General features: G+C 68.6%; 22 protein-coding genes and 1 tRNA gene. 16 read left to right on the top strand and 7 right to left on the bottom strand.

From position 1 onward, the window contains the following. Positions 1-8 precede the first annotated feature (8 nt). From OG976_RS05750 to OG976_RS05740, 3 genes are all read right to left on the bottom strand, one after another. Positions 9-1,451 carry a neutral zinc metallopeptidase gene (locus OG976_RS05750; RefSeq protein ID WP_328359086.1) on the bottom strand — a complete coding sequence of 481 codons (1,443 nt, stop codon included), beginning with the start codon at positions 1,449-1,451 and terminating at the stop codon, positions 9-11. An 83-nt stretch (positions 1,452-1,534) separates the two neighbouring features. After that, a complete protein-coding gene (locus tag OG976_RS05745) occupies positions 1,535-3,562 on the bottom strand; it encodes an ATP-dependent DNA helicase (protein WP_328359083.1) in 2,028 nt (675 codons plus the stop codon). Further along, the gene (locus OG976_RS05740) at positions 3,559-4,893 is read right to left on the bottom strand and encodes a nicotinate phosphoribosyltransferase (protein WP_328363192.1); all 1,335 of its coding nucleotides are present in this window, start codon (positions 4,891-4,893) and stop codon (positions 3,559-3,561) included. Before OG976_RS05740 ends, OG976_RS05745 begins: the two co-directional genes overlap by 4 nt. 26 nt (positions 4,894-4,919) lie before the next feature. Between OG976_RS05740 and clpS the strand changes: the two genes are divergently transcribed. The 12 genes from clpS to OG976_RS05680 all read left to right on the top strand — a co-directional run bounded on the left by clpS (position 4,920) and on the right by OG976_RS05680 (position 13,940). Beyond that, a complete protein-coding gene (clpS, locus tag OG976_RS05735) occupies positions 4,920-5,225 on the top strand; it encodes an ATP-dependent Clp protease adapter ClpS (RefSeq protein ID WP_328359081.1) in 306 nt (101 codons plus the stop codon). An 11-nt stretch (positions 5,226-5,236) separates the two neighbouring features. Continuing rightward, complete coding sequence (aosR, locus tag OG976_RS05730; RefSeq protein ID WP_328359078.1) at positions 5,237-5,824, top strand: oxidative stress transcriptional regulator AosR; 588 nt, start codon at positions 5,237-5,239, stop codon at positions 5,822-5,824. Then, positions 5,821-6,858, top strand: coding sequence for a P1 family peptidase (locus OG976_RS05725; protein WP_328359075.1), 1,038 nt, complete (start codon positions 5,821-5,823; stop codon positions 6,856-6,858). The genes aosR and OG976_RS05725 overlap by 4 nt, the downstream gene beginning before the upstream one ends. 22 nt (positions 6,859-6,880) lie before the next feature. Then, a complete protein-coding gene (locus tag OG976_RS05720) occupies positions 6,881-7,294 on the top strand; it encodes a M67 family metallopeptidase (RefSeq protein ID WP_328359072.1) in 414 nt (137 codons plus the stop codon). Positions 7,295-7,313: 19 nt separating this feature from the next. After that, entirely contained in the window at positions 7,314-7,601 is a 288-nt protein-coding gene (locus tag OG976_RS05715; protein WP_328359069.1) for a MoaD/ThiS family protein, read from the top strand. After that, on the top strand, positions 7,598-8,569 hold the full coding sequence (locus OG976_RS05710; RefSeq protein ID WP_328359066.1) for a PLP-dependent cysteine synthase family protein: 972 nt from the start codon (positions 7,598-7,600) through the stop codon (positions 8,567-8,569). Before OG976_RS05715 ends, OG976_RS05710 begins: the two co-directional genes overlap by 4 nt. A 30-nt stretch (positions 8,570-8,599) precedes the next feature. Next, positions 8,600-9,271, top strand: coding sequence for a rhomboid family intramembrane serine protease (locus tag OG976_RS05705; RefSeq protein ID WP_328359063.1), 672 nt, complete (start codon positions 8,600-8,602; stop codon positions 9,269-9,271). Then, complete coding sequence (murI, locus tag OG976_RS05700) at positions 9,268-10,089, top strand: glutamate racemase (RefSeq protein ID WP_328359060.1); 822 nt, start codon at positions 9,268-9,270, stop codon at positions 10,087-10,089. Before OG976_RS05705 ends, murI begins: the two co-directional genes overlap by 4 nt. Before the next feature lie 64 nt (positions 10,090-10,153). Next, complete coding sequence (locus OG976_RS05695; RefSeq protein ID WP_328359057.1) at positions 10,154-10,921, top strand: cyclic nucleotide-degrading phosphodiesterase; 768 nt, start codon at positions 10,154-10,156, stop codon at positions 10,919-10,921. A 117-nt stretch (positions 10,922-11,038) separates the two neighbouring features. Then, positions 11,039-11,818, top strand: a complete 780-nt coding sequence (gene rph / locus OG976_RS05690; RefSeq protein ID WP_328359054.1) for a ribonuclease PH — start codon at positions 11,039-11,041, stop codon at positions 11,816-11,818. Continuing rightward, entirely contained in the window at positions 11,815-12,426 is a 612-nt protein-coding gene (gene rdgB, locus OG976_RS05685; RefSeq protein ID WP_328363190.1) for an RdgB/HAM1 family non-canonical purine NTP pyrophosphatase, read from the top strand. The genes rph and rdgB overlap by 4 nt, the downstream gene beginning before the upstream one ends. Positions 12,427-12,476: 50 nt before the next feature. Next, positions 12,477-13,940, top strand: coding sequence for an MFS transporter (locus tag OG976_RS05680; protein ID WP_328359051.1), 1,464 nt, complete (start codon positions 12,477-12,479; stop codon positions 13,938-13,940). On the opposite strand, the gene OG976_RS05675 is transcribed toward OG976_RS05680, so the two are convergent. Next, on the bottom strand, positions 13,930-14,289 hold the full coding sequence (locus OG976_RS05675) for a DUF3817 domain-containing protein (RefSeq protein WP_328359048.1): 360 nt from the start codon (positions 14,287-14,289) through the stop codon (positions 13,930-13,932). The two genes, OG976_RS05680 and OG976_RS05675, sit on opposite strands and share 11 nt — an antisense overlap. Then, entirely contained in the window at positions 14,286-14,675 is a 390-nt protein-coding gene (locus tag OG976_RS05670; RefSeq protein ID WP_328359045.1) for a hypothetical protein, read from the bottom strand. Before OG976_RS05670 ends, OG976_RS05675 begins: the two co-directional genes overlap by 4 nt. Before the next feature lie 96 nt (positions 14,676-14,771). Between OG976_RS05670 and OG976_RS05665 the strand changes: the two genes are divergently transcribed. From OG976_RS05665 to OG976_RS05655, 3 genes are all read left to right on the top strand, one after another. Further along, positions 14,772-14,857, top strand: a tRNA-Leu gene (locus OG976_RS05665). Between the two features lie 198 nt (positions 14,858-15,055). After that, positions 15,056-15,226, top strand: coding sequence for a hypothetical protein (locus tag OG976_RS05660; RefSeq protein ID WP_328359042.1), 171 nt, complete (start codon positions 15,056-15,058; stop codon positions 15,224-15,226). Beyond that, positions 15,219-15,746: a hypothetical protein gene (locus OG976_RS05655; protein ID WP_328359039.1), complete on the top strand. Its 528-nt coding sequence runs from the start codon at positions 15,219-15,221 to the stop codon at positions 15,744-15,746. The genes OG976_RS05660 and OG976_RS05655 overlap by 8 nt, the downstream gene beginning before the upstream one ends. 35 nt (positions 15,747-15,781) lie before the next feature. Here OG976_RS05655 and OG976_RS05650 read toward each other — a convergent pair whose 3' ends face one another. Further along, positions 15,782-17,053 carry a PucR family transcriptional regulator gene (locus OG976_RS05650; RefSeq protein ID WP_328359036.1) on the bottom strand — a complete coding sequence of 424 codons (1,272 nt, stop codon included), beginning with the start codon at positions 17,051-17,053 and terminating at the stop codon, positions 15,782-15,784. A gap of 150 nt (positions 17,054-17,203) precedes the next feature. Between OG976_RS05650 and OG976_RS05645 the strand changes: the two genes are divergently transcribed. Then, positions 17,204-17,446, top strand: a complete 243-nt coding sequence (locus OG976_RS05645) for a helix-turn-helix transcriptional regulator (protein ID WP_328359033.1) — start codon at positions 17,204-17,206, stop codon at positions 17,444-17,446. Between the two features lie 7 nt (positions 17,447-17,453). Here OG976_RS05645 and OG976_RS05640 read toward each other — a convergent pair whose 3' ends face one another. Then, positions 17,454-18,221 (bottom strand): SDR family NAD(P)-dependent oxidoreductase, encoded by a 768-nt coding sequence (locus OG976_RS05640; RefSeq protein WP_328359031.1) that lies wholly within the window; start codon positions 18,219-18,221, stop codon positions 17,454-17,456.

Below are 18,221 nucleotides of genomic sequence, written 5' to 3'. Positions count from 1 at the left end.
GCCAGCACCTACGGGAAGCGCTTGATGCAGCGGTCCTCGTCGCCGAGCACACCGATGCGGAACGCGTCGATGCGGGAGAACCCGGCAGGCACCGTCTCGCCGTTGACGTCGCTGGCGGCCAGGCCGTTGGTCAACAGCCCGGACACCGCCTCGTCGATATCGCCGGCGGTCAGCGCGACGGTGTTGCCGTCGGGTGTGGTGACCTCCTTGGACAGCTTTGTGGTGGCCACCCCGGTCAGGCACGCGGTGCGCAGCCCCGCCTCGGCGTTGTCGAGGACCAGCCCGCCCTGCTGATGCTGCAGCGCCAACATGTAGCGCGACACCAGCGCCGAGTAGGCGGTGTTGTCGCCCTGCACCAGTGAGGTCTCGTCACCCTCGTTGGAGGTGCCCATCTTCTGCAGGCCCGGCAGGTCGACGGCGATGGTGTTGGTCGACGGGCAGAACGACACCGGCGGGCTCGGCCGGGCGTCCGGGCATGCCGACGCCTTGCCGGTGTCGAAGGTCAGCTGCGGCGGGTTCTTCGGGGTGAACAGGATATTCATCGCATCGACGATGGCCTTCGTGGACTCCTCGCTGACCGGCCACTCGCCGGTCTGATCCGACTGCAGCTCGACGGGCAGATCACCGCGGCGCTGACCGATCTCCTGGGCGTCGATCGCCTTGCACGACGACGCCCCGTCGGTGAACCCGAACTGGAACGCCGAGATCCGCTCGAACGCCGAGCCGTGCTCGTCGCCGGTGTCGTAGTAGTCGTCCTGGCTCAGCAGCGGGTCGCGGAAGGAGATCATGGCGGCCAGCAGATTGTTGAGACCGTCACCGGTGGACAGGGTGAAGCGCGGCGAGTTGCCCTCGGCCACCCAGCGCATGTACACCCCGGCCAGGCAGTCGGCCTGCTGTTCGGCGACCAGGGTCGGGGTGCCCTTCTTGTTCAGCTTGGCCAGCTTCTGGATCGCGTGACCGTACTCGTGGGCCAGCACCATGGTGATGGCCATGTCCCCGTTGGCCGCCCGCAGCGACGGCATCAGCACGCCGCGATCCCAGCCGATGGTGTTGTCGTCCTCGCAGAAGGCGGCATTGATCAGGCCGGCGGTCGACTCGTCGCAGAAGGTGCCGTCGTAGTCATCGGAGTCCCACGAGATGAGCGCCTTGACGGGGGTGAACTGGCCGTCGAAAGTCTCGCCGTAGGCGGTGTCCCAGAAGGTCTCCAGATCGCTGATCGACTGCGCGGCGATCTCGTCGACCTCGCCGCCGTTGCCGCCGTCGACCTTGCGGCTGGGGGCCTCGGCGTTGGGCCGCAGGCCGCTCTCGCCGTCGGCGGCCTGCAGGCCGGCCACCTTGAACGGGTCGTCGAAGATCGACACGGGCTTGCCGGAGATGGTGGCACCGCAACCGGCCAGGACGACCGCGGCGGCTGCAACGGCGAACAGGCGTGCGAGGTGTCGTCGGCGCATGGGGCCACCCCTCCCAGGGGTCGGGGATCAGTGGGAATTTCGCTCCAACAATAGTGTGGTTGCCGGGCTCTACCGATCCCAATTCAGCGGGCGACGTCGCCGCGCAACCGTTGAAGTGCTTGTTTGGCGCGCTCGGGGTCGGTGGTGGTCCAGAACGGCGGCAGCGATGCGCGCAGGTAGCCGCCGTAACGGGCGGTGGCCATCCGGGAGTCCAGCACCGCGACCACACCGCGGTCTTCGGCGCGGCGCAACAACCGGCCCGCACCCTGGGCCAGCAGCAGGGCGGCGTGCGCGGCGGCGACCGCCATGAAGCCGTTGCCGCCGCGGGCCGCGACGGCGCGCTGGCGTGCGGTCAGCAGCGGATCGTCGGGCCGCGGGAACGGGATCCGGTCGATCAGGACCAGCGACAGCGACGGCCCGGGAACGTCGACCCCCTGCCACAGCGACAGCGTGCCGAACAGTGAGGTCTCCGGATCGGCGGTGAACTTCGCGACCAGCGCCGCGGTGTTGTCCTCGCCTTGACACAGGATCGGGGTGTCCAGACGGGCCCGCATCGCCTCGGCGGCGGCTTTGGCCGCGCGCATCGAGGAGAACAGCCCCAGCGTCCGCCCGCCGGCGGCCTCGATGAGTCCGGCGATCTCGTCGAGTTGGGCATCGGTGCCGGTGCCCTCCCGGCCGGGCGGGGGCAGGTGCGCGGCGATGTAGAGGATTCCGGACTTGGCGTGTTCGAACGGTGACCCGACGTCCAGGCCCTTCCAGGCGGGGCCGTCGGCCAGACCCCACGACCGGGCCATCGCCTCGAACGATCCGCCGATGCTCAGCGTCGCCGACGTCAGGACCGCGGTGGAGGTGTCGAACAACCGGCCGCGCAGCAGGCCCGACACCGACAGCGGGGCCACCCGCAAGACCGGTCGAAGAGATCCGCCACCCGATCCCCGGGTCGCTCCGCTCCTGCTCGCCGCCAAGTCCTCATGATCGAGCCACACCACGTCGGTGCGGTCCGGTATCGCCGGGACGAACGAGTCCAGTACTCGTGCCGCGGTGTCGCCGATCTCGGTCAGCGCGGCGATCGCCTCGGTGCGGGCGGCAGCCGCCTTCGGATCCTTCGGGGACGGGTCGATATCGGAGCGCGCCGAGTTGGCCGCGTCACGCAGTGCCGTCAGATAGGTGGCCAGCTCGTCGTCGAGGAAATCCATCCGGCCCGGGGTGCCGTCGTGGATGGCCGAGGAGAACGTCGCGACCGCCGCCTCCAACCGCTCGCTCAACTCCGGACGCACCAGCCGGCCGATGCGCCGTGCCGCAACACCGAGCGGGGCCGGCGTCAGCTCGCCGGTGGCCACCGACGTCACCCGGTCGACGAGTTCGTGCGCCTCGTCGACGATGACGTACTCGTGCTCGGGCAGCACCGACGCCTCGGCGATCGCGTCGATCGCCAGCAGGGCGTGGTTGGTGACGACGACGTCGGCGTTGCCGGCCACACCGCGCGCCTTCTCCGAGAAACAGTCCGCGCCGTAGGGGCAGCGGGCCATCCCGAGGCATTCCCGGGCCGAGACGCTGACCTGCGACCAGGATCGTTCGGGAACCCCCGGCGTCAGCTCGTCGCGGTCGCCGGTCTCGGTCTTCGAGGCCCACGCCGTCAACCGCGCCACGTCACGGCCCAGAGCCGATGCGGCCAGCGGCTCGAACAACTCTTCCTGCGGGCCGTCACCGGCTTCGGAGTCGCGGTCGTCGGCGCCGTGAATCTTGTTCAGGCACAGGTAGTTCCGCCGGCCCTTGAGCAGTGCGAACGTGGGCCGACGCGGCAACACCCCGGCTAGTGAGTCGACGAGGCGGGGCAGATCGCGGTCGACGAGCTGGCGTTGCAGGGCGATGGTCGCGGTGGACACCACCACCGGCTTCTCCTCGGAGATGGCGCGCGCGATCGCCGGGATCAGATAGGCCAGTGACTTGCCGGTGCCGGTGCCGGCCTGGACGGCCAGATGCTCACCGGACTCCAGCGCATGTGCCACCGCCTCGGCCATCTGCACCTGACCGGGCCGCTGGCTGCCGCCGAGTCCGGCCACCGCGGTCTCCAGCAGCTCGGCGACCGGCGGCAGTTCCTCAGCGCTCACCGATGCCGCACCGGCACCTGGCGGGTGGGAATCGCCGGCTCACCCTGTGACAGCGCGAGGCCTTCCCAGGGCAGGCTACGCAGCCCGGCCGCGACCAGATCGCGAGCTGCATCCAAACCCGTTGTCGCCAAGGGCTTTCCGTTGCGCACCAGCGCAACGGTCAGCTGTCGCGACGGCTCCGCTGCCGCTGGTGGCTCGTCGACGGGATGCACCACCTCTTCGGTGATCGTCCCGCTCGGCCGGGACAGCCGCGTCGCGGCTTTGCGGCCACCGTGGGATTCCTTGTGGCTGCTGCGCTTCTGCACCGGGATCCCGTCGACCTCGACCAGCTTGTAGACCATGCTCGCCGTCGGCGCACCGGAACCGGTGACCACCGAGGTGCCCACCCCGTAGCTGTCGACGGGATCGGCCCGCAGCGCGGCGATCGAGTACTCGTCGAGATCGCCCGACACCACGATCCGGGTGCCGGTGGCGCCGAGTCCGTCGAGTTGCTCGCGCACCTGGCGGGCCAGCACCCCGAGATCGCCGGAGTCGATCCGTACCGACCCCAGGCCGGGGCCCGCGACGGCGATCGCATTGGCCACGCCGGCGGTCACGTCGTAGGTGTCGACCAGCAGCGTGGTGTCGACTCCCAGTGCCTCGACCTGGGCCCGGAACGCGGCAGGCTCATCAGGTCCGGACGCAGTGGTGTGCAGCATCGTGAACGCGTGCGCGCTGGTGCCCAGGGCGGGCACGCGAAAGCGCCGGTTGGCTTCCAGGTTGGATGTGCCGGCGAACCCGGCGATATAGGCCGCGCGCGCCGCCGCCACCGCGGCCTGCTCGTGCGTGCGCCGCGACCCCATCTCGATCAGCGGCCGGCCCTGCGCGGCGGTGACCATGCGGGCCGCCGCCGAGGCGATCGCGGTGTCGTGATTGAAGATCGACAGCGCCAGCGTCTCGAGCACCACACACTCGGCGAACGTGCCGCTGACCGACAGAACCGGCGAGCCGGGGAAGTACAGCTCGCCTTCGGCGTAGCCGTCGACGTCACCGCCGAACCGGAAGCCCGCCAGGTAGTCCAGGGTGACCGGGTCCAGGAAGGACGACAGCGAATCCAGGGCGGCCTGGTCGAAGACGAACTCGCCCAAGGCTTCCAGGAACCGGCCGGTACCGGCTACCACGCCGTAGCGGCGCCCGTCGGGGAGCCGGCGCGCAAACACCTCGAAGGTGGTCCGACGCCCGGCGGTACCGTCCCGCAGGGCCGCCGACAGCATCGTCAGCTCGTATTTGTCCGTCAGCAGCGCGGCGGTCACAGCGCAACGGTATCGGCTGCCACGCCATTGGGTTGTTATTGCGGTGGCTCGCTATCCTTGTTCGCATGGGCGCGTCAGCAGCACCGACCCGGCCGGGGACCAGCGGGCAGCAGGCAACCGAGACGGTTGAGGCCGTCGACCGCCCGTGGGTCACCATCGTCTGGGATGATCCGGTGAACCTGATGAACTACGTGACCTACATCTTCCAGAAGCTGTTCGGCTACAGCGAGCCGCAGGCGACCAAGCTGATGATGCAGGTGCACAACGAAGGTAAAGCGGTGGTGTCCTCGGGCAGCCGCGAGTCCATGGAGGTCGACGTGACCAAGCTGCACGCGGCCGGTCTGTGGGCGACCATGCAGCAGGACCGCTGAGTCCGGTCCGAATGCGCAAATGGAAGCGGGTCGAGACCGCTGATGGCCCCCGTTTCCGGTCGGCGCTGGCCCCCCATGAGGCGGCGCTGCTGAAGAACATGGTGCGCTCGGTGCACGGCATGCTCTCCGAGCGGGAATCCGCGGCACCGTCGGATCCGCTGGCCGAGCTCACCGGCATCCGGACTGGGAACCATGAGCCTCCCGAGGACTCGACCATGCGCCGGCTGCTGCCCGACTTCTTCCGGCCGCAGCGTGAGCACCCGGCGGGTTCGGCCGCGGCGGAAAGCCTCAACGGCGCACTGCGCAGTCTGCACGAGCCGGACATCATCGATGCGAAAAAGGCTGCGGCTCAACGGGTTCTGGACACGCTCCCGGATGACGGCGCGCGCTTTGAACTCACTGACGACGACGCGAACGCCTGGATTGCCGCCGTCAACGACGTTCGGCTGGCGCTGGGCGCCATGCTCGACATCGGCCCGGAGGGCCTTGACCGGCTGCCGCCCGAGCACCCATTGGCCGGGCACCTCGACGTCTACCAGTGGCTGACCGTGCTGCAGGAGTACCTCGTGCTGGGCCTGATGGGTAAACCGATCCGATGAGGCCCGGCTCGATCACCGATGTAGCGGGCATCCTGGTCGGCCAGCACCACCGCCTCGATCCCGACGCCACCCTCGGTTCGGGCTGGGCGTGCGGGAGCACCGTCGTCATCGCCCCGCCGGGAACCGTCGGGGCCGTCGACGTCCGCGGCGGTGCACCGGGAACACGCGAGACCGACCTGCTCGATCCGGCCAACAGCGTCCGTCACGTCGACGCCGTCGTACTGACCGGCGGCAGCGCCTACGGGCTGGCCGCGGCCGACGGGGTGATGACGTGGCTGGAGGAACAGGGCCGCGGGGTCAAGATGGACGGCGGGGTGGTGCCGATAGTTCCGACCGCGGTGATTTTCGATCTTCCGGTGGGTGGCTGGGCGTGCCGGCCGACCGCCGAGTTCGGCTTCGCCGCCGCCCACTCGGCGGGCACCGACGTCGCCGTGGGCACGGTGGGAGCCGGCGTCGGCGCGCGGGCCGGCGTGCTCAAAGGCGGTGTGGGTACCGCGTCGGTCACGCTGGACAACGGGGTGACCGTCGGCGCGATCGTCGTGGTGAACAGTGCGGGCAACGTCGTCGACCCCGGCACGGGCCTGCCGTGGATGGCCCGGCTGATCGATGAGTTCGGGCTGGTCGCGCCGCCTGCCGAGCAGATCGCCGCCTTCGCCGCCCTGGACGCCGAGTCCAGTCCGCTCAACACCACCATCGCGGTCGTCGCCACCGACGCGGTGCTGACTCCGATGGCGTGCAACCGGTTCGCCGTCGCCGCCCAGGACGGTTTGGCGCACGCGATCCGGCCCGCCCACACCCCGCTGGACGGGGACACCGTCTTCGCGTTGGCCACCGGCGCCATCGAGGTCGAACCCGACCCCGACATCCCGGTCGCGATGTCGCCGGAGACCAAGCTGGTCGCGGCATTGGGGGCGGCCGGGGCAGACTGTTTGGCGCGCGCGGTAATGGTCGGCGTGCTGGCCGCCCAGACCGCGGCAGGAATACCGACCTACCGCGCCATGTTGCCCGGTGCGTTCGCTGTGTCGAACCGCTGACCAATTCAGGAGGAGCCCCGCCGTGCTGGTGATCCGTGCCGACCTCGTCGACGCCATGGTCGCCCACGCCCGCGCCGACCATCCCGACGAGGCCTGTGGCGTGCTGGCCGGACCGGAGGGCTCGCATCGCCCGGAGCGCCACGTCGCGATGCTCAACGCCGAGCGGTCCCCGACGTTCTACCGCTTCGACTCCGGCGAGCAGCTCAAGATCTGGCGCGAGATGGACGACAACGACGAGGTTCCCGTCGTCATCTACCATTCGCACACCGCGACCGAGGCCTACCCGAGCCGCACCGACATCTCGTTCGCGTCCGAACCCGACGCGCACTACGTCCTGGTCTCCACCCGTGACCCCGAGCAGCACGAACTGCGCAGCTACCGGATCGTCGACGGCGTCGTCACCGAAGAGCCCGTCACCATCGTCGAGCAGTACTAGCCATCAGAAAGGCGCCCCAATGAGTGTCACCGTGTCCATCCCGACGATCCTGCGCAGCCACACCGGCGGGGAGAAGCGCGTCACCGCCGCCGGCGACACGCTGCAGGCGGTGATCGCCGACCTGGAAGCGAACTACTCCGGCATCTCCGACCGCCTGGTCGAGAGCGGCAAGCTCAACCGGTTCGTCAACATCTACGTCAACGACGAAGACGTCCGATTCTCCGGCGGGCTGGCCACCGAAATCTCTGACGGCGACTCGGTGACGATCCTGCCCGCCGTCGCAGGCGGTGCGGTGGGGACGCCTTGACCCGCTACGACTCGCTGCTCCAGGCGGTCGGGCACACTCCGCTGGTCGGCCTGCCGCGGTTGTCGCCGCGCTGGGACGACACCAGCGAGGGCCCGCATGTGCGGCTGTGGGCCAAACTCGAGGACCGCAATCCCACCGGTTCCATCAAGGACCGTCCCGCCCTGCGAATGATCGAGCAGGCCGAGCGTGACGGCCTGGTGAAACCGGGGACCACGATCCTGGAACCGACCAGCGGCAACACCGGCATCTCGCTGGCGATGGCTGCCCGGCTCAAGGGCTACCGGCTGATCTGCGTGATGCCGGAGAACACCTCGATCGAGCGCCGCCAGATCCTGGAGCTCTACGGCGCCGAGATCATCTTCTCCCCGGCCGAGGGCGGCTCCAATACCGCGGTGGCCACCGCCAAGAAGCTCGCCGCCGAACACCCCGAGTGGGTGATGCTCTACCAGTACGGCAACCAGGCCAACGCCGACGCCCACTACTACAGCACCGGCCCGGAGCTGCTGGCCGACCTGCCCGAGATCACCCACTTCGTCGCCGGGCTGGGCACCACCGGAACCCTGATGGGCACCGGCCGGTTCCTGCGCGAGCACGTCCCTGGTGTGCAGATCGTGGCCGCCGAGCCGCGCTACGGCGAGGGTGTCTACGCGCTGCGCAACATCGATGAAGGGTTCATCCCCGAGCTCTACGACCCTGACGTGCTCACCACCCGCTATTCGGTGGGCTCGCACGATGCGCTGCGGCGCACCCGCGAACTCGTGCAGGTCGAGGGAATCTTCGCAGGCGTCTCGACCGGTGCGATCCTGCACGCCGCGCTGGGGATGGCGGCCAAGGCGATCAAGGCCGGCGAGCGCGCCGACATCGCCTTCACCGTGTGCGACGCCGGATGGAAGTATCTGTCGACCGGTGCCTACGCCGGTAGCCTGGATGAAGCTGAGGACGCCCTGGAGGGCCAACTCTGGGCATGACATCGGAGGCGTGATGAGAGCGGGTACCGGATGAACCAGCCGCTGGGTTATCCGATCACCCCGGCGCCCGAGCCGAAGAAGCCGCCCGCGTGGAAGGTCGGCGGCGCGACCATCCTGACGTTCGTCGCCCTGCTCTACGTCATCGAACTCGTCGACCAACTCTCCGGGCACTCGCTGGATCGCAACGGCATCCGGCCGTTGGAGACCGACGGCCTGTGGGGCATTCTCTTCGCGCCGTTACTGCACGGCGGTTGGCCACACCTGATTGCCAACACGCTGCCCGCCCTGGTGCTCGGCTTCCTGGTGACGCTGGCCGGGATGTCGCGGTTCATCTGGGCGACGGCCGTCATCTGGGTGGTCGGCGGCCTGGGCACCTGGCTGATCGGGAACCTCGGCTGCAACCTGGAGACCAATCACATCGGCGCCTCCGGGCTGATCTTCGGCTGGCTGGCGTTCCTGCTGGTGTTCGGCTGGCTGACCCGGCACCTCTGGTGGATCGTCACCTCGATCGCGGTGTTGTTCGTCTACGGCGGTGTGCTGTGGGGCGCGGTCCCCGAACTCGACCGCTGCGGCGGGGTGTCCTGGCAGGGCCACCTGTGTGGGGCGCTCGCCGGGGTGCTGGCCGCGTACTGGCTGTCCGGTCCGGAGCGCAAGGCGCGGCAACGCAAGAAGGCCGGCCAGCTTCCCGGCCTGACCTCATGAGCGACCGCTTCGCGCCGGTCGGCATCTTCGACTCCGGCGTAGGCGGGTTGACCGTGGCCCGCTCGATCATCGACCAGCTGCCCGACGAGGACATCGTCTACGTCGGGGACACCGCCAACGGGCCGTACGGCCCGCTGACCATCCCCGAGGTCCGGGCTCACGCCCTGGCCATCGCCGACGACCTCGTCGACCGCGGAGTCAAGGCCCTCGTCATCGCGTGCAACACCGCGTCCTCGGCGTGCCTGCGCGACGCGCGGGAGCGCTACGACGTGCCCGTCGTCGAAGTCATCCTGCCCGCGGTGCGGCGCGCGGTGGCCACCACCCGCACCGGGCGAATCGGCGTCATCGGTACCCAGGCGACCATTGCGTCGGGCGCCTATCAAGACGCGTTCGCCGCGGCCCGCGACATCGACGTCGCCGCGGTGGCCTGCCCGCGCTTCGTCGACTTCGTCGAGCGGGGCGTCACCAGCGGCCGCCAGGTGCTCAACCTCGCCGAGGGCTACCTCGAACCACTGCAGCACGCACAGGTCGACACGCTGGTCCTGGGATGCACGCACTACCCGCTGTTGTCGGGTCTCATCCAGTTGGCGATGGGGGATCAGGTGACGCTGGTGTCCAGCGCCGAGGAGACCGCCAAGGATCTGCTGCGCGTCCTGACCGAACGTGACCTGCTACGACCGCATGACGCGCCGCCCGCGACGCGGGTGTTCGAGTCCACCGGTGACCCGGAGTCGTTCCTGGCGCTGGCGTCGCGTTTCCTGGGGCCGGCGATCACCGGCGTCGAACCTGTTGCCCGTCACGTCGGCGCGGAGAAGTGATTCTCGATATTTCATGCGGTGATGTTTTCCTCTCTGACCACCACGGCATGGCAAGCTTGTCGGTGTGCGAATCACCGTCCTCGGTTGCTCCGGCAGTGTTGTCGGGCCTGATTCGCCGGCGTCCGGTTATCTGCTGACGGCGCCGGATACTCCGCCGCTCGTCCTGGACTTCGGCGGCGGCGTGATGGGTGCGCTGCAGCGGTACGCCGACCCCAACGAGGTCCACGTCCTGCTGTCGCACCTGCACGCCGACCACTGCCTGGATCTGCCGGGCCTGTTCGTGTGGCGGCGCTACCACCCGACACCAGCCCGCGGCCGCGGCCTCATGTACGGCCCGAGCGACACCTGGTCGCGGCTGGCGGCGGCGTCCTCGCCGATGGGTGGGGAACTCGACGATTTCTCCGACATCTTCGAGATCCGGCACTGGGAGGACGGCGCGCCCGTGACCTTCGGTGCGCTGACCGTCCTGCCGCGGTTGGTCACCCATCCCACCGAGTCCTTCGGTATGCGCATCACCGACCCGTCCGGGGCGACGCTGGTCTACAGCGGCGACACCGGGGTGTGCGACTCGCTGGTCGAGCTGGCCTCCGGCGCCGATGTCTTCTTGTGCGAGGCGTCGTGGACGCATGCGCCGGAACGGCCCCCGCATCTGCACCTGTCGGGCACCGAAGCGGGCCGAATGGCCAAGGCGGCCGGGGTCGGGGAGTTGCTGCTCACCCACATCCCGCCGTGGACGTCGCGCGAGGACGTCATCAGCGAGGCCAAGGCCGAGTTCGACGGCCCGGTGCACGCGGTGGTCTGCGGGGAGAGCATCGAGATCCGCCGGCACTGACAGGCGCTCCATCCGCGAGCGTGCGTGTCGGCACGCCGACACGCCGCTGCAGCGTGCACTCCGCGCACGCTCGGGCCGTCGCGGCCCGCACAGATGGTGTCGCGCTAGGGTTGCCACGTGTCACGACGACAAGACGGCAGGCTTGACGACGAGCTGCGCCCGGTAACGATCACCCGCGGCTTCACGTCCCATCCAGCGGGCTCGGTGCTCATCAGCTTCGGCGAAACCCGCGTCATGTGCACGGCCAGTGTCACCGAGGGTGTCCCGCGCTGGCGCAAAGGCTCGGGGGAGGGCTGGCTCACCGCTGAGTACGCGATGCTGCCCGGCGCCACCCACACCCGCTCGGACCGCGAGTCGGTCAAGGGCCGCCTCGGCGGGCGTACTCAGGAGATCAGCCGGCTGATCGGGCGCTCGCTGCGCGCCTGCATCGACCTGAAAGCGTTGGGCGAGAACACCATCGCCATCGACTGTGACGTGCTGCAGGCCGACGGCGGGACTCGTACCGCGGCGATCACCGGCGCCTTCGTCGCGCTTTCGGATGCCGTCACCTACCTGGCCGCCGCGGGCAAGCTGTCCGACCCCAAACCGCTGTCCTGCGCCATCTCGGCGATCAGCGTCGGCGTGGTGGACGGCCGGGTGCGGGTGGATCTGCCCTACGAGGAGGATTCGCGCGCCGAGGTCGACATGAACGTGGTGGCCACCGACACCGGGACGCTGGTGGAGATTCAGGGCACCGGCGAGGGCGCGACCTTCCCGCGCACGACTTTGGACAAGATGCTCGACGCGGCACTGGCGGCCTGCGAGACGCTGTTCGCGGTACAGCGTGAGGCACTCGAGCTGCCGTATCCCGGGGTGCTGCCCGAAGGGCCGGCCGGTAAGAAGGCGTTCGGCTCCTGACCGTACTGCTGGTCGCCAGCCGCAACCGCAAGAAGCTGGCCGAACTGCGCCGGGTCCTCGAGGCGGCGGGAGTCTCCGGACTGACGCTGGTCTCCCTCGACGATGTGCCCGCTTTCGACGAGGCGCCCGAGACCGGGGCCACCTTCGAGGACAACGCGCTGGCCAAGGCGCGGGACGCCTTCGCGGCCACCGGTCTGCCGGCCGTCGCCGATGACTCGGGCCTGGAGGTCGATGCGCTCAACGGGATGCCCGGGGTGCTCTCGGCGCGCTGGGCCGGGCGGCACGGTGAGGACGTCGCCAACTACGAATTGCTGCTGGCACAGTTGCGCGACACACCCGAGGAACGACGGTCGGCGGCGTTCGTGTCGGCCTGCGCGCTGGTGCACGGCCCCGGGCCGGACGACAACACGGTGGTGCGCGGTCAGTGGCCCGGCGTCATCGCCCGCGGGCCCCGCGGCGCAGGCGGATTCGGGTACGACCCGGTATTCGTCCCGGAGGGCGAGACCCGCAGTGCGGCCGAGCTGAGTCCCACTGAGAAGGACGCGGTATCCCACCGCGGTCGTGCGCTGACCTTGCTGTTGCCTGCCCTGCGCGCACTCGCCGGCTGACGTCGCCGTCAGCAATTTGTGTAGCGCATCTAATGTGTCATGATGCTGGCGTGGGTCGTCACTCGGTCCGGGTGACGCACCCCGGTGTTCTGATCGCCGTTCTGGCGGCCGCCGGCATCACTGTGTCGCTGACACAAACCCTGATGATCCCGCTGATCCCCGAGCTGCCGGCATTGCTGAACACCAGCCCGTCCAACGCCTCGTGGACCATCACCGTGACCCTGCTGACGGCCGTGGTGGCCACGCCGGTGTTCGGCCGCCTGGGCGACATGCACGGCCCCAAGCCGATGTTGATGATCTGTGCGGGCACCATGGCGGCCGGTTCGCTGATGGCCGCGGCGACCAGCTCGTTGGTGCCGTTCATCATCGGGCGGGGGTTGCAGGGTATGAGCCTGCCGATCATTCCGCTGGCCATCAGTGTGCTGCGCTCGGCGCTTCCCGCCGACCGGGTCGGCCCGGCCATGGGACTGATCAGCTCGTCGCTCGGGGTCGGCGGCGCCCTGGGGCTGCCGCTGTCGGCGGTGGTGGCCCAGATGGCCGACTGGCATACGTTGTTCTGGGGCGCAGGGGTTCTCGGCATCCTGGCGGTGGTGCTGTTTCACTTCCTGGTGCCCGACATCCCGGCCAGCTCGCCCGACAAGTTCGACCCGCTCGGCACGGTGCTGCTCGCGGTCGCGTTGGTGGCCCTGCTGCTGCCGATTTCCAAGGGCTCGACGTGGGGTTGGACGAGTTCGACAACGCTGTCTCTGTTCGTCGTCTCGTTCGTTGTGTTCGCCGTCTTCGCCCGCTGGCAGTTCCACACCCCGTCGCCGATCGTCGACCTGCGGACCACGCTGCGGCGGCCGGTGCTGACCACCAACATCGCGGCGGTGCTGGTGTGTTTCTCGATGTTCGCGTTCGGCCTGGTCGCCCCGCAGGTGCTCGAACTTCCGGCCGGGACCGGGTTCGGCCTGGGCCAATCGATGGTGCAGGCAGGCCTGTGGCTGGCTCCTGGCGGGTTGGCGATGATGCTTGCCTCCCCGCTGGCGGCGCGGATGGCCGGGCGTCGCGGTCCCAAGTTCACCTTGGTCTGTGGATCGGCGATCATCGCGCTCGCCTATCTGGGTGCGCTGTGGCTGATCGGCAGTCCCGCGGCGGTGATGGCGGTCAACATCGCCATCAGCCTCGGGGTGGGCTTCGCCTACTCGTCGCTGCCGGCGCTGATCAATGCCAACGTGCCGATGTCGGAAACCGCCGCAGCCAACGGGATCAATGCTCTCGCACGGTCATTGGGTACGTCGGTGTCCAGCGCGGTGATCGGTGTGGTGCTCGCGACGATGACGATCCGCTACGGCGGTCACACGATGCCGTCGCTGCACGGTCTGCGCACCGCGCTACTGATCGCAGCCGGTGTCGCGGCGCTGGCCGCCGTCGTCGCGATGACCATTCCCGGCGCGACCGACCCCGAGGTGACCGCCGACGACTGGCCGGCCGAGAAGGCCGAGTTGACCGACGGCCCCTTGGTCAGAGGTTGAAGCGGTTCTTGAGCTCGCGGGTCTGAACCTGCTCGACGATGATGCCGAGCAAGGGGATGGTGCCGGCCAGCAGGACGCCGATGGTCTTGGCGATCGGCCAGCGGACCTTGACCGCCAGGTTCGCGGTGAACAGCAGGTAGATGAAGTAGACCCAGCCGTGCACCACGCCGATCCACGTCGGCGGGTTGTCCACCTTCACGACGTACTTCATCACCATCTCGTAGCACAGCGCGATCAGCCAGATGCCCGTCGTCCACGCCAACGCCCGGTAGCCGTTGAGCGCGCTGCGGATCTTCTCGATCGGCACGGTCGGCTGGGTGTGGGCTTCCGGGGTGTCGGGTGCGCTCATGTGGCGGTCCTGTTCTGGTGGTGGTCCTCGGCCTTGTCGGCTTCGGCGAGCTCGGCGAGGTAGGCATTGTATTCGCGCATCACGGGGTCGTCGGATTCTGTTGAGGCCGTGGGACGTTCAGGCAGGAGGCCGGCGGGAATCTCGGTGACGGCGTCGGTCGACGACGGCGGCAGCGGCGGAGCCTGCTCGTAGCGGACGAACTTGCGGTAGGCGTAGACGCAGAACCCGGCGAACATGGGCCACTGCAGGGCGTAACCGAGGTTCTGGAAGGAGCCCGAGGTCGACTCGTACCGGGTCCACTGCCACCAGCCCAGAGCCAGGCAACCGCAGGCGGCGAGGATCACCAAGGCGATCAACGCGAACCTGTGACGACGGGTCGTGGGCACACCACGACGGTACCGTGCCAGGGGTTATGGGTTCATCAGGCCGTGACGATCAGCACTTGGGGCGCCCCCGCGCGTCGCGATAGGATCGGCAGTCTTGCGGGCGTGATGAAATGGCAGACATGCCGGCTTTAGGTGCCGGTGCTCGAAAGAGCGTGTGGGTTCGAATCCCTCCGCCCGCACCATGTATGGCAGTGGTTGGCTAGCTTCACAGCCTCACCATCGCCGCTCTTCGGTTAGGTCGCGCTCGGCGGCGGTGCACTGCGACGAGTTTGAAACGCGGATCGTTGCCGAAATTGACCCTGGTGGCGCCGAGACCAGCAGGTTAGTCTTCCTTTCAGAGGCAACTGCCCACGTCACGTCCTCAGGTATGAGGTGAGCCCATGACCCATGTCAGCAGCGGTGGACAGGCCGATCAGGGTGATCCCGAAGTGAACACCGATCGAAAGCCGTTGGAGAGCAAGGACTGGGACGACCCCGGAAACGACGACCACACCCGGGGTATCGCGCCGACACTTGACCGCAACCCGAGCGGCAGGCCTGAACATGCCTGACGGCGCCGAGCCGAAACAACCGGTGGCCAGTGATGTCTATGTAGAGATGGTCAGCTCGTTGATGAGCGCCGAGTTCGACCGACGCAAGGGCATCGAGGCCAGGGGCGCGGTGATCCTCACCGCGAGTGCCACCCTGTTGACTTTGATCTTCGGGCTTACGGTAGTCGTGACGGGTAAGGACCACGTATTCGCCAACCACAGTGCGCTGATCTTTCTGTTGTTCGCACTGGCTTCGTTCATCATCTCGGCGGTCCTGGCCATCGTCGTGCAAGGCTATGCATTCAGGTACACAGTCACGGGAGTCAAGACCCTGCAAGGATTGACCAGCAATGCGTTCTGGCTGCTCGATCACGACACCGCGACGCGAATGTGGGTTCAGCGCCAGGTGAACACCACGCTGAGCCTGCGTGCCGGAAACGATGTGAAAGCAACTCTTGTCTTGGTAGCACTCGGCTGGCAGGTTGTTGCAGTTGTATTGCTCTCTGCCTCAATCGGTTTGGAGATGTGGGGACGGGTTTGATCCGAGGCTTGCCGGGCGTCCTAACCGCACCAGACTCACAGCTCCGCGGTCAGCCCCGGCAGCAGTGGTAGCAGTGTCAAGGCCATCGACAGCTCGAGTGCATCGGTGTCGATATCGCGGCCAAGGATGGTCTCGGCCTGGTTCACCCGGTAGCTGACGGTGTTGGGGTGCACGGTGAGCCGCTGCGCGGCCCGCGCGGGGCTGCGGTTCTCCTCTAGGTACACCGCAAGCGTCATCGCCACCCGATAGGTCGACTCGTCATCCTCGGCCAGCGGCCCGAGCACCCGGTGCACGAATGCCACCGCCTGGTCGGCATCCACACTCGACAACGCGGCCAGCGCGACATCGCGATAGCGGGTCACCGTAGCGGCGCGCGGCCCGCTCAAGGAGACGACCCGGCGAGCCTGGTTCGCTTCGATGTGACTGCTGCGGAACCCTTTGAGCCCCCAGCCCGGATCGCTCACCGCGATACGCACACCGGCCGGCAGGCCGGCCACGTCGAGCGCCACCGGGTCGAACGGCTCCCGGCGGCTCAGCCAGGCCGAGATCGACAGCGGGCCGACCGGTTGGGCCATCGTGCTGTCGGCCGATACCGCCCGTCCCACCACCGCCGCGACGTCGGCGAGAAGCCGTTGGGCGTCATCGTCTTCGGGAGTTGCCTCCAGCCAGATGGCAGCACAGACGTGGTGGCGGTTGAGGTCGTAGCGCAGCTTCTTGGCCGCCCGCTGGGCATCGCGTTCCCGCTCGTTGAGCACGTCATCGATCGCGGCGGTGCGCGCTGCGGCGGCGCTGCGCAACCAGGCCTCGCGCTGGACCTCGTAGATCTCCTCGGTGAGCGCCAGGGCACTGTCGATGTAGGCGAACAGCCAACTGGTGGCCAGCTGCAGTGCCGCGGCCTGCTCGCCGGCATTCGAAGCCGAACTGGTGATGCGCCCGAACAGCCATTCCCAGAGGGTGTCCTGCCCCAACCGGTAGGACCGGATCAGGAACGCCAGAGGCACCTTCTGCATCATCCGGGCGCGGCCCAGCGCGATCGCCTCGGCCGGCAGGCCCATTCCGCGCGGATCTGCACCGGCTTCCACGATCTGGGCGAACTGGCGAATGCTGGACTCGATACCGGCCGGCTGGCCCTCGAGGAACTGGCTCTCGGGCATCAGCTGCGGTTGCTCGGTGCGAATCCGGTCCAAGACGTCGCGGGCGAGCTCTGCCGACCCGTTGATCAGTTCGGCGGCGATCGGCCGCAGCACCTGCTGCCATACCCGCTGAGCTGCGGCGTCGTCCCGCACCGGGGCCCACTCGGGATCCATGAGCGACCACGCTAAACGCGTTGTGTTCGGGCCACAACGGAACAGCGAAGTTTGGCGTTCGCGCACGAGTGCCGCACCCCGCTCCAGTCCTACGTTGCAGACGTGGCAAACAGCCACACCCACGCGAGTGTCGAGAGGTGCGAGCGCAACATGACCATTGCAGTGACAGGCGACCGAGGCGGGTACAACTTTCTGGAGCGCGCCCAGCAGCGCAGCCCGGGTTCGATCCTGGGGCAGATGCTGACGGTGAAGCAGGCGGCCCAGCTTCTGGGCATCACGCCCGCCACGTTGCAGCGCAGGATCAAGACCGGCGCCGGCCCGGCGCACTACAAGTTCGGTAACCGCATGCTGTTCAAGCGCGACGAGGTCATCGGTTACCAGGCGGCGGGCTAGGGGTGACTCAGAAGACGGTGTAGCCGCCGTCGATGACCAGGGTCTGGCCGGTGAAGTACGCCGAGCCCGGGCCGGCGAGCCACACCGCTACGGCTTCGAAGTCCGCCGGGGTGCCCCACCGCCGCAACGGAATTCTGGGCAGGATCTTGGCCTGCGCGGCCGGTGACTCCAGCAGGGCGTCGGTCATGGCGGCCTTGGTCCAGCCGGGCACCAGCGCATTGACCCGGATGTCGTCGCGGGCCAGTTCCACGGCCAGGGCCCGGGCCATCGCCACCAGCGCGCTCTTAGCCGCGGCGTAGTGCGTGGAGTAGGCCATTCCGTCGCTGATCGAGACGCTGCTGGTGACCACGATCGAGCCGCCGCCGGTGCGGGTCTTCATGTGACTGGCGGCGGCGCGCACGGTGTAGAAGGCGCCGTCGAGGTTGACCGCCATCACCCGTCGCCACTCCTCGGTCGACATCGTGTCGATGCTCGTGGGTTTCGGTCCCACCCCGGCATTGGCGAAACAGGAGTCCAGGCGCCCGAATTCGGCCACGACGGCCTCGAGACCGGCGGTGACCGCGCCTTCGTCGCTGACGTCGACGACGAGCGAGCGCACCGGTGCACCGTCACCGGCAAGTTCGGCAATGGCGGCGTCGTTCTTGGCGGCGTTGGTGCCCCAGATGACGACGGTGGCACCGGCGTCGTGCAGCCCGCGCGCCATCCCGAGTCCGATTCCGCCGTTGCCTCCCGTCACCAGTGCGACGTGTCCGGTGAGGTCGTGCCAAGCGGCCAC

It is taken from the genome of Mycobacterium sp. NBC_00419, assembly GCF_036023875.1.
In the GTDB taxonomy this organism is placed as follows: Bacteria; Actinomycetota; Actinomycetes; order Mycobacteriales; family Mycobacteriaceae; genus Mycobacterium.
This window is presented reverse-complemented; position numbering and strand designations above follow the sequence as displayed.

What these genes read in the sequence shown, in the direction of transcription:
- OG976_RS05675 (WP_328359048.1), bottom strand. Translation starts at nt 14,289, where the DNA reads ATGAGCGCACCCGACACCCCGGAAGCCCACACCCAGCCGACCGTGCCG.
- OG976_RS05655 (WP_328359039.1), top strand. Translation starts at nt 15,219, where the DNA reads ATGCCTGACGGCGCCGAGCCGAAACAACCGGTGGCCAGTGATGTCTAT.
- OG976_RS05725 (WP_328359075.1), top strand. Translation starts at nt 5,821, where the DNA reads ATGAGGCCCGGCTCGATCACCGATGTAGCGGGCATCCTGGTCGGCCAG.
- aosR (WP_328359078.1), top strand. Translation starts at nt 5,237, where the DNA reads ATGCGCAAATGGAAGCGGGTCGAGACCGCTGATGGCCCCCGTTTCCGG.
- OG976_RS05750 (WP_328359086.1), bottom strand. Translation starts at nt 1,451, where the DNA reads ATGCGCCGACGACACCTCGCACGCCTGTTCGCCGTTGCAGCCGCCGCG.
- OG976_RS05645 (WP_328359033.1), top strand. Translation starts at nt 17,204, where the DNA reads ATGACCATTGCAGTGACAGGCGACCGAGGCGGGTACAACTTTCTGGAG.
- murI (WP_328359060.1), top strand. Translation starts at nt 9,268, where the DNA reads ATGAGCGACCGCTTCGCGCCGGTCGGCATCTTCGACTCCGGCGTAGGC.
- OG976_RS05705 (WP_328359063.1), top strand. Translation starts at nt 8,600, where the DNA reads ATGAACCAGCCGCTGGGTTATCCGATCACCCCGGCGCCCGAGCCGAAG.
- clpS (WP_328359081.1), top strand. Translation starts at nt 4,920, where the DNA reads ATGGGCGCGTCAGCAGCACCGACCCGGCCGGGGACCAGCGGGCAGCAG.
- OG976_RS05715 (WP_328359069.1), top strand. Translation starts at nt 7,314, where the DNA reads ATGAGTGTCACCGTGTCCATCCCGACGATCCTGCGCAGCCACACCGGC.
- OG976_RS05660 (WP_328359042.1), top strand. Translation starts at nt 15,056, where the DNA reads ATGACCCATGTCAGCAGCGGTGGACAGGCCGATCAGGGTGATCCCGAA.
- OG976_RS05650 (WP_328359036.1), bottom strand. Translation starts at nt 17,053, where the DNA reads ATGGATCCCGAGTGGGCCCCGGTGCGGGACGACGCCGCAGCTCAGCGG.